At 33.0% G+C, this 13,878-nt stretch carries 12 protein-coding genes; 6 read left to right on the top strand and 6 right to left on the bottom strand.

Annotated features, from left to right (window positions below; genetic code table 11):
• Positions 1–64: 64 nt before the first annotated feature.
• From gyrB to secDF, 5 genes are all read left to right on the top strand, one after another.
• Positions 65–2,014, top strand: coding sequence for a DNA topoisomerase (ATP-hydrolyzing) subunit B (gyrB, locus tag RH82_RS14650; protein WP_034061782.1), 1,950 nt, complete (start codon positions 65–67; stop codon positions 2,012–2,014).
• A complete protein-coding gene (locus tag RH82_RS14645; RefSeq protein ID WP_034061781.1) occupies positions 2,007–2,966 on the top strand; it encodes a DUF6588 family protein in 960 nt (319 codons plus the stop codon). Before gyrB ends, RH82_RS14645 begins: the two co-directional genes overlap by 8 nt.
• A 261-nt stretch (positions 2,967–3,227) precedes the next feature.
• A complete protein-coding gene (locus RH82_RS14640) occupies positions 3,228–4,154 on the top strand; it encodes a malate dehydrogenase (protein WP_034061779.1) in 927 nt (308 codons plus the stop codon).
• A gap of 73 nt (positions 4,155–4,227) precedes the next feature.
• Positions 4,228–4,827 (top strand): hypothetical protein, encoded by a 600-nt coding sequence (locus tag RH82_RS14635; RefSeq protein ID WP_034061777.1) that lies wholly within the window; start codon positions 4,228–4,230, stop codon positions 4,825–4,827.
• A gap of 177 nt (positions 4,828–5,004) precedes the next feature.
• Positions 5,005–8,037, top strand: coding sequence for a protein translocase subunit SecDF (gene secDF / locus RH82_RS14630; RefSeq protein ID WP_034061775.1), 3,033 nt, complete (start codon positions 5,005–5,007; stop codon positions 8,035–8,037).
• 428 nt (positions 8,038–8,465) lie between these two features.
• Here secDF and RH82_RS14625 read toward each other — a convergent pair whose 3' ends face one another.
• The 6 genes from RH82_RS14625 to folE form a co-directional block, all read right to left on the bottom strand.
• On the bottom strand, positions 8,466–8,963 hold the full coding sequence (locus RH82_RS14625; RefSeq protein ID WP_034061773.1) for a DUF192 domain-containing protein: 498 nt from the start codon (positions 8,961–8,963) through the stop codon (positions 8,466–8,468).
• Positions 8,963–9,898 (bottom strand): prolipoprotein diacylglyceryl transferase, encoded by a 936-nt coding sequence (lgt, locus tag RH82_RS14620; protein ID WP_034061771.1) that lies wholly within the window; start codon positions 9,896–9,898, stop codon positions 8,963–8,965. The genes RH82_RS14625 and lgt overlap by 1 nt, the downstream gene beginning before the upstream one ends.
• A 198-nt stretch (positions 9,899–10,096) precedes the next feature.
• On the bottom strand, positions 10,097–10,318 hold the full coding sequence (yidD, locus tag RH82_RS14615) for a membrane protein insertion efficiency factor YidD (protein WP_034062065.1): 222 nt from the start codon (positions 10,316–10,318) through the stop codon (positions 10,097–10,099).
• A 91-nt stretch (positions 10,319–10,409) separates the two neighbouring features.
• Positions 10,410–11,891, bottom strand: a complete 1,482-nt coding sequence (gene cysS, locus RH82_RS14610) for a cysteine--tRNA ligase (RefSeq protein WP_034061769.1) — start codon at positions 11,889–11,891, stop codon at positions 10,410–10,412.
• 185 nt (positions 11,892–12,076) lie between these two features.
• Entirely contained in the window at positions 12,077–12,292 is a 216-nt protein-coding gene (locus tag RH82_RS19155; RefSeq protein WP_316930940.1) for a four helix bundle protein, read from the bottom strand.
• Positions 12,293–12,463: 171 nt separating this feature from the next.
• Entirely contained in the window at positions 12,464–13,141 is a 678-nt protein-coding gene (folE, locus tag RH82_RS14600) for a GTP cyclohydrolase I FolE (protein WP_034061766.1), read from the bottom strand.
• Between the two features lie 261 nt (positions 13,142–13,402).
• Here folE and RH82_RS14595 point away from each other — a divergent pair, with 261 nt between their 5' ends.
• Positions 13,403–13,873, top strand: coding sequence for a hypothetical protein (locus RH82_RS14595; RefSeq protein WP_034061763.1), 471 nt, complete (start codon positions 13,403–13,405; stop codon positions 13,871–13,873).
• Positions 13,874–13,878: the final 5 nt, after the last annotated feature.

Raw genomic sequence — 13,878 nt, 5'->3', positions numbered from 1 at the left:
TCGTTGAAAATTTTGTTTTTCAGCCTTAAAAAAATATATAAAAGCAATATAAAATAATACATATATGAGCGAAAAGAAAGAAGAATTCAATAAACATAATTATTCGGCAGATAGTATTCAGGCCTTAGAAGGTATGGAGCATGTGCGTATGCGTCCATCAATGTATATTGGAGATGTTGGAACACGTGGTTTACATCATTTAGTATATGAAGTTGTAGATAACTCAATTGATGAAGCTTTAGCAGGACATTGTGATAATATTACAGTGACTATTAACGAAGACAATTCGATTACTACAGAAGATGATGGTCGTGGTATTCCAGTAGGTTTACATAAAAAAGAAGGCGTATCTGCACTAGAGGTTGTAATGACTAAAATTGGTGCCGGTGGTAAGTTCGATAAAGACTCTTATAAAGTATCTGGAGGACTTCACGGAGTTGGTGTTAGTGTTGTAAATGCGTTGTCAGATCATTTAAGAGCAACTGTTTATAGAGATGGGCAAGTTTGGGAGCAAGAATATTCTAAAGGAAAACCTTTATATCCCGTAAAAGCTATTGGGGAGTCAGAGAAAAGAGGAACAACAGTTACTTTTAGACCAGATGCTACAATATTTACACAAACTTTAGAATACAACTACGATACTTTAGCAAGCAGAATGCGCGAATTAGCGTATTTAAATAAAGGGATTACAGTTCATTTAATCGATAAAAGATTTACCAAAGAAGATGGTTCTTTTGAAGGTGAGACCTTTCATTCTACAGAAGGTTTAAAAGAATTTATCCAGTTTCTAGATGCAACTAGAGAGCCTTTAATGAAAGATGTTATTGCTTTCGAAGGCGAAAAAAATGGTGTGCCAGTTGAGGTCGCTATGATTTATAACACATCGTATGCTGAGAATTTACACTCGTACGTAAACAATATTAATACGCACGAAGGAGGAACACACTTATCTGGTTTCCGTCGTGGATTAACACATACGCTTAAGAAATTTGCAGATAGTTCAGGAATGTTAGACAAGCTTAAGTTTGATATTGCTGGAGATGATTTTCGTGAAGGTTTAACAGCAATTATTTCTGTAAAAGTTCAAGAGCCACAATTTGAAGGGCAAACAAAAACGAAGTTAGGGAACAGAGAAGTTTCTGCAGCAGTAAGTCAATCTGTTTCTGAGATGCTAACAGATTATTTAGAAGAAAATCCAGACGATGCTAAAATTATTGTTCAAAAAGTAATCTTAGCAGCTCAAGCACGTCATGCAGCACAAAAAGCGCGTGAAATGGTACAGCGTAAAACAGTCATGAGTATTGGTGGTTTGCCAGGAAAATTATCTGATTGCTCTGAGCAAGATCCAGCTAAATGTGAGGTTTATCTTGTCGAGGGAGATTCGGCAGGTGGAACAGCAAAGCAAGGACGTGATAGAGCATTTCAAGCTATTTTACCATTACGTGGTAAAATTTTAAATGTTGAGAAAGCCATGAAGCATAAGGTTTTTGAAAACGAAGAAATTAGAAATATATTTACTGCTTTAGGTGTAACAATTGGAACCGAAGAAGATAGTAAAGCCTTAAACCTTTCAAAATTAAGATACCATAAAATAGTAATCATGTGTGATGCCGATATCGATGGTTCTCACATTGAAACACTAATCTTAACGTTCTTTTTCCGTTACATGAAAGAATTAATTGAAAACGGACATATTTACATTGCAACGCCACCTTTATTTTTAGTAAAAAAAGGTATGAAAAAAGAATATGCTTGGAATGATGAAGAGCGCTTAGCATTAATGGCGCAATATGGAGATGGTGCAAAAATCCAACGTTATAAAGGTCTTGGTGAGATGAATGCCTCTCAGCTTTGGGATACAACAATGAATCCTGAGTTTAGAACTTTACGACAAATATATATCGATAATGGTATTGAGGCAGACAGAGTATTCTCGATGTTAATGGGAGACGAAGTGCCACCACGTCGTGATTTTATAGAAAAGAATGCAGTCTATGCAAATATTGATGTATAGATTACTTTTTATAGTACTTATTTCGCCTGTTTTATGTTTCTCCCAAAATCAAGATTTGGATAACGTAGCAGGCGATTTAGTATTCTTAACAGGCCAATATGTTCAGCCTGCAGCTCAGGCTACAATATATCAATCATCAAGTGGATGGTTTAAAAACGCAAAGACTTTGGAGCTTTGGGATGTTGATATTTCAATACAAGGAAATCTTTTATTCCTTCCGGAAAAAAAGAAAAATTTTAACGTTTCAGAAGCCGACTTAGTTAATTTGAGGATTCAAGGAGATCAAACTTCTGTTGCAATTCCAACTGCTTTAGGAGGAGAGAGTGACGTTGTTTTTGAGGGCTTGATAAATGGTGAGGCACTTGAAATTGATGCTCCCGAAGGATTAAACCTATCTGTTTTTAATTATTATCAATTTCAAGCAGCTGTTGGGCTTTGGAAAGGAACTACTTTTATTACAAGATACTCACCAAAAATTAAAATCAATAAAACATACTATCAAGTATTTGGTTTTGGTGTTCAACATAATATATCGCAATGGATTCCTTCGATAGATACCTCAAGGTTTAATTTAGCAGCCTTAGTATCTTATTCTCAGTATAATGTAAGTGACAAATTTTCACCGGCAAACTTAGTCTTAGGGACAATAAATTCTATTAATGTAGAAGGCAACTCTTTTCTGTTTAATATTTTGGTATCAAAAACAGTAAATAAATTCGATTTTACAGCAGCAATTGGTTTAACGAAAAGCAAGTTTACATACACCATGGGCGGAGATGGAGAAGTATTGCTTACAGTACTAAACAGAGCGTTAAGCACTTTGGATGGAGACGAAACTAATTTTAAAAGTGACTTGGGAGTTAATTATAATTTTAATAAATTTTCTATTAATTCAAATATTACTTTTGGAGCGTTTACCAATCTAGTTATTGGTTTGAACTATACAATCTAAATTAGTTATTCTTAATTTCTATTAGATAAAATTACAAATTCATTTATTATAGACTACTATTTAAAAGGTGTGCTAATCAATATTATACCTAATTTAAGTTATGCTTTTTAGGTTTAAATCCAGCTTACATCATGGCCAATGATAATGGTGCCTCTTTAGTGAAGAATTTCAACTTTTAAAGTCAGGCTTTTTAATCATTTTCTGACGCAAAATTTGTAAATTTGCAACTTAAAATTTTATACAAACTAAAAATATATTAAAATGAAGGTAACAGTAGTTGGAGCAGGAGCAGTAGGTGCAAGTTGTGCTGAATATATTGCTATTAAAGATTTTGCAAGTGAAGTTGTAATCTTAGATATTAAAGAAGGATTTGCTGAAGGTAAAGCGATGGATTTAATGCAGACCGCTTCATTAAATAGTTTCGATACAAAAATTACTGGAAGTACTAGCGATTATTCTAAAACTGCAGGATCTGATGTTTGTGTCATTACTTCTGGAATTCCAAGAAAACCAGGTATGACTCGTGAAGAGCTTATTGGTATTAACGCAGGAATTGTAAAAATGGTGTCTGCTAGCTTAATCGAACACTCTCCAAATACAATCATAATTGTGGTCTCTAATCCAATGGATACGATGACATATTTAGTTCATAAAACTACAGGTTTACCAAAAAATAAAATTATTGGAATGGGCGGAGCTTTAGATTCTGCACGTTTTAAATACAGATTAGCTGAGGCTTTAGGAGCTCCTATTAGCGATGTAGATGGAATGGTAATTGGTGGACATAGCGACAAAGGTATGGTGCCATTAATAGGTAAAGCAGCAAGAAATAGCGTTGTTGTTTCAGAGTTTTTGTCTCAAGAACGTATGGATCAAGTAGTGCATGATACTAAAGTTGGAGGCGCAACGCTTACAGGTTTATTAGGGACTTCTGCTTGGTATGCTCCAGGTGCAGCAGTATCTGCAATGGTTCAAGCAATTGCTTGTGATACTAAAAAAATATTTCCATGTTCTGCTTTATTAACAGGAGAATTTGGATTAAACGATTTAGCCATTGGAGTGCCTTGCGTATTAGGTGCAAATGGAATTGAAAAAATTGTTGAGATTAGCTTAACTGATGCTGAAAAAGCAAAATTAGCAGAATCTGCTGAAGGTGTTAAGAAAACGAATGGATTGTTAGAGTTATAACATTCAGTAAATTAAAACACATATTTATATAAAGACTGTAGCAATACAGTCTTTATTTTTTTATATTTGGCGCATGAACACGAAATGGTACTTTGGTGCTTTAATTATAATACTCACTTTATTTGGTGCAAGTCAGGAAAACCTGGTCGTGCCAAATCAAGAGATTGTATTACAGTTTTCTAGTGTTGCCGTGTCTTCAAGCGAAGCACAATTAACCATTGCTAATGTAAAAGGGCAATTAGAAACTATTGGTGTTTCTAAAGTTGATATTCGTGAAGAAGCTAATGGTCGCTTAGTTATTTCGTATTACAGTGATATTACAGTTGATAATGTAAAAAATATCCTTTCTACAACTACATTAGCAATCGATTATGCTTCTAACGGAGATAATCATTCAGATTTACCAAAAGAAAACACTTATAATATTGATGTTTTCGAAATTAGTAAAAGTAGCGATACTGGTTTTGGTTCTAGTGGAAAATTAATATTTGAACTTAAACAAGATTACGATAGATTCTCAAATCCTAACGTGCCTGTCTTTGCATTAGTTATTAATTCTACTAAAAAAAATATTGAAGTCTCTGTTGCTTACAAACAACATAAAACTATTGCAACTGCAATAAATAATATACCTCACGAAATTCCTGAAGGTCGCGCCGGGCCACTTTCTTAAAGGAAATAGTTACATAAACTTCCTAAAAATAAATTTTTGAAGTGCTAATAGAAAGCTTCCGCTTTAATTAGTGTTTCTAAACTATAGTTTTCATAGTTCCTATAGGAAACTATTAACCCATATTAAAAAGTAGTATTAATAATTGTCAGAAATAATTCTGACGCAAATAACAAAACAATGCAAAACAAAGGATTAGTAAAACTGTTCGCGGTTTTATTTGGACTGGTAAGTATTTACCAACTGTCTTTCTCGTTTAAAAACAGTGCAATCGAGAAAAACGCAGAAGAAATAGCAGCATCACAATTTAGTGAGGATGTTGTAGATTTTAAAGACAAGCGTAAAGCGTTTGAAGTAAGCTATTTAGATTCTCTTTCTGCTTCTAAAGAAAGCGTATTCTTAGGAGAAGATTATGCAAAAGTTAAGGACAACTCAATGAAGTTAGGTCTTGACCTTAAAGGTGGTTTAGAAGCTATTTTACAAGTGTCTGTAAAAGATATCTTAAAAGGATTAGCTAACAACTCTAAAGACCCTGTGTTTAACAAAGCATTAGATGATGCTGATGTTTTACAAACAAACTCTCAAGACGATTATATTGATTCTTTTTACGAAGCTTTCGATGCTATTAAAGGAGATAAAAAATTAGCGTCACCAGATATTTTTGGAACACGTTCTCTAGTTGAGGCTGGAACTGTAGAAATTGGAATGAGTGATGGTGATGTAAAAAGTGCATTATCTAAAAAAATTGATGAGTCTATAAACTCTGCTTTACAAGTATTACGTACGCGTATTGATCAATTTGGTGTAGCTTCTCCAAACATTCAACGTTTAGGATCTTCTGGACGTATATTGGTAGAATTACCTGGTGTTAAAGATGTAGAGCGTGCAAAAGCATTAATTACAGGAACGGCAGAATTAGAATTTTGGTTTGGTTATAAAGCACAAGATTTAGGTCAGTACTTTCAAACGTTAAACGCATCTTTAAAAGCGAAACAAGATGTTGTTGCAGAAGGAGATACAGCACAAGAAGGTGATGCAACTCAAGAAGCAGTTGAAGAAACTGCAGACGATATTATTGGAGATTTAACAGGAGAAGAAGATGAAACAGCAGTAGCTGTTAATCCTTTTTATGATATAGTTGCCGTAGGCGCAACAGGTTCTTATTCTGGAGCTGGTTTAGTGAAACTTACAGATCAGAAAAAAGTATTAGAAATTTTAAATTCTAAAGAAGCAATTGCTTTACGTCCAGCAGCTGCAAAAAATGTAATATTTGCATTTGAGAAGCCTAAAAAGGATAGTGAAGTAACAACGTTACACGTTTTAGAAGGTAATAGAGATAATCTGCCACCATTAACAGGAAGTATTGACGATGCAAGAGAAGGTTACGACCAAGGCAATAGAGTAGTAGTAAACATGCAGATGGATGCAGCTGGTTCTAAGAAATGGGAGCAAATGACTGAGCGCGCTTACAAAGAGCAAAGTAATATTGCTATTGTATTAGATGATATTGTGTATTCTGCACCTGGAATTAGTAGAGGTAAAATTGCTGGAGGGCGTTCAGAAATTTCTGGAGATTTTACAATTAACGAGGCAATAGATTTATCTAACGTATTACGTGCAGGTAAATTACCAGCAAGAGCATCTATTATCCAAAGTGATGAAGTTGGACCAACATTAGGTCAAGAAGCTATTGATAGTGGTACAATGTCATTTTTATTAGCACTAGCTTTAGTGTTATTATGGATGGTTTTCTATTATGGTAAAGCAGGTGCTTTTGCAGATGTTGCAATGGCATTAAACATCTTATTAATCTTTGGTATCTTATCTGGATTAGGCGCTGTATTAACATTACCTGGAATTGCAGGTATTGTATTAACTATAGGTATGTCTGTAGATGCGAACGTACTTATTTTTGAACGTATTCGAGAAGAATTAGCGAAAGGAAAGGACCAGAAATCTGCCGTTAAAGATGGATTTAGTAATGCATTGTCATCTATTTTAGATGCCAATATTACAACAGGTTTAACTGCTTTAATTTTATTCTTATTTGGTACAGGACCAATTAAAGGTTTTGCTACTACATTATTAATAGGTATTGGAACATCATTATTTACAGCAATTTTTATTACTAGATTACTAGTAGATTGGTATGTTGCTAAAGGAGGTAAATTAGATTTCTCAACACCTATTACTAAAAACTTATTTAGAAATATCGATATCAAATTCTTAAAGAAGCGTAAAATGGCTTACATTATTTCTGGAGTATTAATTCTAGGAAGTTTAGCATCATTATTCACTAATGGTTTAGATCAAGGTGTAGATTTCGTAGGAGGTAGAACTTACCAAGTGCGTTTCGATCAACCTGTAAGTGCTTCAGAAATAAGCTCTACATTATCAGATCCAGCAGTTTTTGGTAGTGCAGATGCTAAAACATTTGGAGACGATAATCAGTTAAAAATTACAACAAACTTTAGAATCAAAGAAGCTTCAGAAGAAGCAGACGAGGAAATTAGACAAACATTATTTAATGCTTTACAACCACATTTAAATGGAATGAATTACGCAGATTTCATTTCTAATAAAGAAGGAAAAACAGCAGGTATAATGAAGAAGTATAAAGTAAGTCCAACGATTGCAGATGATATAAAGCAAGCCTCATTCTGGGCAGTTTTAGGATCGTTAATAGTCGTTTTCCTTTATATTTTAATCCGTTTTAAAAGATGGCAATTCTCACTTGGTGCAGTAGCAGCAGTATTCCACGATGTATTAATCGTATTAGGAGTGTTTTCTATTACATACAAGTTTATGCCATTCTCAATGGAAATCGATCAAGCCTTTATAGCAGCAATTCTTACTGTAATTGGGTACTCTTTAAATGATACCGTTGTAGTATTCGATAGAATTCGTGAATTCTTTAACGAGCACACAGATTGGGAATTTAATAAAGTAATCGACAAGTCTTTAAGCTCTACATTAAGTAGAACATTAAACACCTCTTTAACAACATTAGTTGTGTTGTTAGCTATCTTTATTTTTGGTGGAGAATCTATTAGAGGCTTCATGTTTGCCTTAATAGTAGGTGTAATTGTTGGAACATACTCATCTTTATTTATCGCAACACCAATTATGTACGATACAGTAAAAAGAGGCGATGCAGCAGAGTCATTAAAAGACAAAGTAAAAGAAGAATTAGAAGAAGATGTAAAAGCATAAGTTCTAATCTCTAAATATTAAAAAAAGCCTTTCAGTTTTAAACATGAAGCATTTTTTTTGTTCTGAATCTGTTTAAGAATCTTTTATGTCATTGAGAGCAAAGCGAAGAATTTTTTATTTAAAGTTTATATAATTTTATTTTTTGGGCGTTACTTTTACTCATACCTGCCAGGTTTTAGAAACCTTGCAGGACCTAAAACTCAGGCTTTCGGCAGTCGCTCTCTTTGAGGAGCTTCAACAAAGCCTTAATCCTTAACGCGCTATACTGAGTGTAGTCTTAATTCAATAGAAATATTTAGACCTCTAAGGCGTTGAGAAAAAGAATAACCCAATGTTGGTGTTTTACACCAACAGTTCACATGAAATATTGTAAAAAGAAAAGTCTGTTTATTAATTATTTGATGACAGAAAAAGCTAAAAAAGTCAAATTAATCTTTGGCCTTAAATACAAAGTAGTCCATTTTGTCTCCAACTTCAAGAAGCCATTCTTTGGCTAGTCCAGCATTAACTTCTAATACAAATTGTGCCAACGCATTGGATGGTAAAGACGCTTCGTTAAACGGTTGTGCATTTTCTTGAAAGCTTACCACGTTTTTATTCTGATCTAAATAAATGAGATCGAGTGGAAAACGTGTGTTTTTCATATAGAAATTACGTTCTTCAAGATTTGGAAAAACAAACAACATACCTTGATTGTTCTTCATAGACTCTCTATACATTAAGCCTGTTTGGATTTCGAAAGTCGTTTCTGCAATCTCAATATCTAAGGTGGTAATAATAGTGTCTGTTGTGCTTTTAAATAACGTAAGTTTCCCCTCTTTTGTAAAAGTGACTTCTGCTTGTTTAATATATTTTGGTTCGCTTTTGCAAGCCACAATAGTTAAGCTAAAGCATAATAGTAATAACGCTATTTTAAATGCTTTCATTAGTTATATGAGGATTTTTTTTTGTAGAAAAACATAAAATATAATCCAATCAAAATAAAAGGAATACTTAATACTTGTCCTGTATTCATAAACCAAATATAATCATCACGTCCATCTACTTGTGCTATTTTTACAAATTCCACAAAGAAACGAACCGTCCAAAGTAGAACTAAAAACAGACCGAATAAGAAACCTGGTTGGCTACTTTTATTTGTTTTTAAATAAAAATAGAGTAGAATTAAAAATACAAAAACATAACAAAACGATTCATACATTTGAGCCGGATGTCTATAAGGAACGGCTTGTAATAAATCTATAAATTTTGGATCGTTAGAAACGGCTTGGTAAGCTTCTTTATAATTTTCTATTCCTGTGAGTTTAACAATCTCTCTTTTTGAGTATTCTTCTTGAATAAAACGAACACCCAACGGGAAATCACCAGACAATTTACCTACTATTTCGGAATTAATAAAGTTTCCAAAGCGAATAAATACTGCGCCTGAAGCTACAGGAATAACTATGCGGTCTAAAATCCACATAAGAGATTTGTACTTGTATTTTCTTCTATACAAGTACATGGCAAATACAATTCCTATTGCTGCACCATGACTCGCTAAACCTGAGAACCCTGAGAATTCGAACTTTGGATTAAAATGAAAGGGTAGAAATACACTAAAGAAGTCTTGCGAAAATAATTCTGGCTGATAGAAAATAACATGCCCTAAACGTGCCCCTAACATAGTCGCTAAAACGGTGTAGATAAACAAAGGATCAAGATATTCAATTTTTACATTTTCTCTATTAAAAATGCGTTTCATTATGTTCCAGCCTACTATAAATGCGGCTACCCACATTAAGCTATAAAAATGAATTTTGAAATTCCCAACAATATCAATTCCTGTAATAGGATTCCAATTGAATTCTAATAAGTACATAGGTTTCTTTTTATGATTGTAAATATAGTATTTATGCTGAATTTATTTTAATATATCACAAATCATTAACAAAATTATCCTCTCTTGGGGTACGGGATCGTATCCTTTTCCTCCCCAAGGCGACAGAGCGAATAGAAAATGTACAGTGTACATTTTTAGTGAGTGTGCGCGTTGGCGCGTTGGCTAGTTGTCATCCTTTCAAGGGACAGGATCGTATCCTTTTCCTCCCCAAGGATGACAACTAAAAATACGTTTTACACTTAATTTCATGCCTTTTAAAAAGCCATGTTTTTCTAAAGCTTCCTTAGTATAGTGAGAACACGTTGGCTGATATCTACACGTAGCCGGTGTAAATGGAGAGATAAAAGTTTGATACACTTTTATGATAAATAGAAAAGGTGCAATTAATAGTTTTTTCATGTTTTGTGTCATTCAGAGCGAAAGCGAAGAATCTCTAATTGATAAAAAAAAGAATGATAAAAGAGTTTTCGCTGTGTTCCGAATGACATTTTTAGTGAGTCGAAAAGGTTGTGCCTTCTCTGCTATCATTTAATGTTATGCCAACTTCGGCTAATTCATCACGAATTTTATCAGATAAAGCGAAGTCTTTATCCGCTCTAGCTTCTTGTCTTAATTTAATAAGTAAGTTTACGGCTCCAGAAAGTTTGTCTTCACCTTCTGTAGAATCCTGAGCCTTATTTAAACCTAATAATTCGAACACAAAAGTATGGATAGCGTTTTTAAACAACTCTAAATCTTCAGGAGCAATAGTTGTATTTCCTTCTTTTATAGCGTTAATATGGTTTACAGCTTCGAATAAATTAGCGATTAGAATAGGTGTGTTGAAATCGTCATTCATAGCATCGTAACACGTCTGTTTCCATGCTTTAACATCAAAAGAAGAAGCATCTGAAGCTTTTAAGTTATCTAAATCATCAACAGCATTCATTAAACGATTAAAACCTTTTTCACTTGCTAGTAATCCATTATCTGTTAAATCTAAAACACTTCTGTAAGCAGACTGCATCATAAAAAAGCGCACAACATTTGGGTTGTAAGACTTAGACATCACATCGTTTTTGCCAGAAAGTAATTCTGCAGGATTAATATAATTCCCTGTAGATTTGCTCATGCGAGAACCATTAAGCTCTAACATATTTGCATGCATCCAATAATGCACGGGAGCCTTGCCTTTTGCAGCTTGGTTCTGTGCAATTTCACATTCGTGATGTGGGAATTTTAAATCCATTCCACCACCATGAATATCGAATTGCTCACCTAAGTATTTTGTGCTCATAGCTGTACATTCTAAATGCCAACCAGGAAAACCTTCGCTCCAAGGCGATGACCAACGCATAATGTGTGTAGCTTCTGCTTTCTTCCAAAGCGCAAAATCTTGTGGGTTTTTTTTATCACTTTGTCCATCAAGTGCACGTGTGTTATGGATTAAATCTTCAAGTTTACGTTTACTTAAAATACCATAATTATTAGTCTCGTTATATTTATGGACATCAAAATATACAGAGCCATTTACTTCGTAAGCAAAACCATTGTCTATTATCTTGATTATTAATTCAATTTGCTCAATAATATGTCCAGTTGCAGTAGGCTCTATACTTGGTGGTAAAAAATTAAATTGATTCAAAACATTATGGAAATCTACAGTATAACGCTGTACAATTTCCATAGGTTCAATTTCTTCTAAACGTGCTTTTTTTGTAATCTTATCCTCACCAACATCTGCATCGTTTTCTAGATGTCCAGCATCAGTAATGTTTCTAACATAGCGTGTTTTATAACCTAAATGTTTTAAGTAACGAAACACCATATCGAAAGACATAAATGTCCTAACATTTCCTAAGTGTACATTGCTATACACTGTTGGTCCACAAACATACATGCCAACATAACCTTCTATAATCGGTTCGAAAGTTTCTTTTTTCCCAGTTAAAGAATTATATACTTTTATCTGTTGGTTTTTATAAAGTTGCATGTTGTTTGTTGTAAAGTTGTTTGTTGTTAAGTTGCCTTACTCTATTTCAAAAAGTGATTTCTTAACGCATTAATTTTGTTAGTTATAGATTCGACATCTAATCTAATAATTTTATAGTTTTCTTCGGAAATAAATTCTAATTCTTTTGAAATTATTACCTGATTTAATAATTTTAAAGCAGAACTCTAAGCTATTGTCATAAAATGTGCTTTATGCTTTTTTGTTATACTTGCTGTGCCTTCTGCTATATTTGATGAAACTGAAACTGAGCAACGTCTCATTTGAGATATTAATCCAAATTTTTCTTCATTGGGAAATAAATCTGTTGTTTTGTATGTTTTTACAGCGAATTGAATAGCTTCTTTCCATACTTCTAATTTTTCAAATGAATATATATGCATGCTTTTTTGTTGTAAAGTTGTTTGTTGTTAAGTCGATTTGGAAGATTAACTACAAATCAGTTTTTTTAATTCTTAGAGTAGACAAGAAAGATTATTAATCAACTAATAAAATTATTATATGATAGTAACCTTCAGCTTAACAACTCCACAACAAACAAATTCTACATCAAACTAAAACTTAGTATCTAATTTAATATAGTCTAAAAACTCGCGTTTTGTTTCCTTATTCTTAAACTGTCCACCAAATTCTGAAGTCACTGTGCTACTTTCAATATCGCGAATACCTCGAGAGTTTACGCATAAATGTTTAGCATCAATAACACAAGCAACATCGTCTGTGTTTAATACTTTTTGAAGTTCTTTAACCACTTGAATAGTTAAACGCTCCTGTACTTGAGGGCGCTTTGCAAAATAATCTACAATACGGTTCATTTTAGATAGGCCAACAACAGTACCATTAGAAATGTAAGCAATGTGCGCTCTTCCTACAATTGGTAAAAAGTGATGCTCGCAAGTAGAATATAAAGTAATATTTTTTTCTACAAGCATTTCGCCATACTTGTACTTATTATCGAAAACAGAAGCTGTTGGTTTTTTTTCAGGATTTAAACCTCCAAAAATTTCATTCACAAACATTTTTGCAACACGTTTAGGCGTGCCATTTAAACTATCGTCTGTTAAGTCTAAACCTAAAGTTTCCATAATATGACGAACATCATCTTGTATTAGCTCTATTTTTTCTTTGTCTGAAAGCTTAAAGGCGTCAGTAGACATAGGGGTCTCAGAAGATGTGCCAACGTGGTTTTCTCCTAATTCGTCATTTGTATTTATAGTATTCTCAATTTTCATGTGTTCAAATTCTAACTAATAATCATAAATATGCTAAAATATAGTCGTAAAAAGTACGCCATACTTTCAGCATTGTAATATTGAAAAACGGTGTATATTTTCCGAAAAATCCTCAGTTAGCAAAGATAAGTAATAAAAAAATGCGTGCAACGTAGGTAGGAGTTTTTAAATTTTGGTTGTTATATTTTTAGATCAGAGAATAGTTAGTCAAAAGTTAATATTTTTTTGCTATTTTTAGCATCTTTAAAACGGTAATTATATATGAAAATCAAACTACTTTACACATTTGCTTTCCTTTTTGCTTTTAGCATTTATAATGTGACTGGTCAATCTCAAAAAAAGCAACCACTCAAGGTCATCAACTATGGCGAAAATATAAATGCCCCACTCACTGAAAAAGAGTTGTCTTTTATTAAAGAAGTATATGCTGATAAAGCTGAGGAGTATGTTTTAAATAGACCACAACGTCTGAAAGATATAAAGCATATTTTAAGAAATAGAATTTATATTAATGAGCATAAAAATAAAGATTTGTCACATTTTAAGTTACTTTCTTCTGTTCCACTATTTAATGACTATAATAAAGAGCTTAAAAAAGAGGTCTTTTTTAATGCTAATGATTTTAATGTATTAAAATATAGTTTCGATTTTTATTCCAGAAATGAAAATATTCTTACTTATAGAGTAGATAATACCAATTATTTAGTAAATATAAAACCACAGCATCAATAAAATCT

The organism is Lacinutrix jangbogonensis (genome assembly GCF_000797445.1).
GTDB classification, from domain to species: Bacteria; Bacteroidota; Bacteroidia; order Flavobacteriales; family Flavobacteriaceae; genus Lacinutrix; species Lacinutrix jangbogonensis.
The sequence above is the reverse complement of the archived record's forward strand: the minus strand, read 5'-3'. Positions and strand labels throughout refer to the sequence as shown.

What these genes read in the sequence shown, in the direction of transcription:
- RH82_RS14595 (WP_034061763.1), top strand. Translation starts at nt 13,403, where the DNA reads ATGAAAATCAAACTACTTTACACATTTGCTTTCCTTTTTGCTTTTAGC.
- RH82_RS14640 (WP_034061779.1), top strand. Translation starts at nt 3,228, where the DNA reads ATGAAGGTAACAGTAGTTGGAGCAGGAGCAGTAGGTGCAAGTTGTGCT.
- RH82_RS14635 (WP_034061777.1), top strand. Translation starts at nt 4,228, where the DNA reads ATGAACACGAAATGGTACTTTGGTGCTTTAATTATAATACTCACTTTA.
- gyrB (WP_034061782.1), top strand. Translation starts at nt 65, where the DNA reads ATGAGCGAAAAGAAAGAAGAATTCAATAAACATAATTATTCGGCAGAT.
- RH82_RS19155 (WP_316930940.1), bottom strand. Translation starts at nt 12,292, where the DNA reads ATGCATATATATTCATTTGAAAAATTAGAAGTATGGAAAGAAGCTATT.
- secDF (WP_034061775.1), top strand. Translation starts at nt 5,005, where the DNA reads ATGCAAAACAAAGGATTAGTAAAACTGTTCGCGGTTTTATTTGGACTG.
- RH82_RS14625 (WP_034061773.1), bottom strand. Translation starts at nt 8,963, where the DNA reads ATGAAAGCATTTAAAATAGCGTTATTACTATTATGCTTTAGCTTAACT.
- yidD (WP_034062065.1), bottom strand. Translation starts at nt 10,318, where the DNA reads ATGAAAAAACTATTAATTGCACCTTTTCTATTTATCATAAAAGTGTAT.
- cysS (WP_034061769.1), bottom strand. Translation starts at nt 11,891, where the DNA reads ATGCAACTTTATAAAAACCAACAGATAAAAGTATATAATTCTTTAACT.
- lgt (WP_034061771.1), bottom strand. Translation starts at nt 9,898, where the DNA reads ATGTACTTATTAGAATTCAATTGGAATCCTATTACAGGAATTGATATT.
- folE (WP_034061766.1), bottom strand. Translation starts at nt 13,141, where the DNA reads ATGAAAATTGAGAATACTATAAATACAAATGACGAATTAGGAGAAAAC.
- RH82_RS14645 (WP_034061781.1), top strand. Translation starts at nt 2,007, where the DNA reads ATGTATAGATTACTTTTTATAGTACTTATTTCGCCTGTTTTATGTTTC.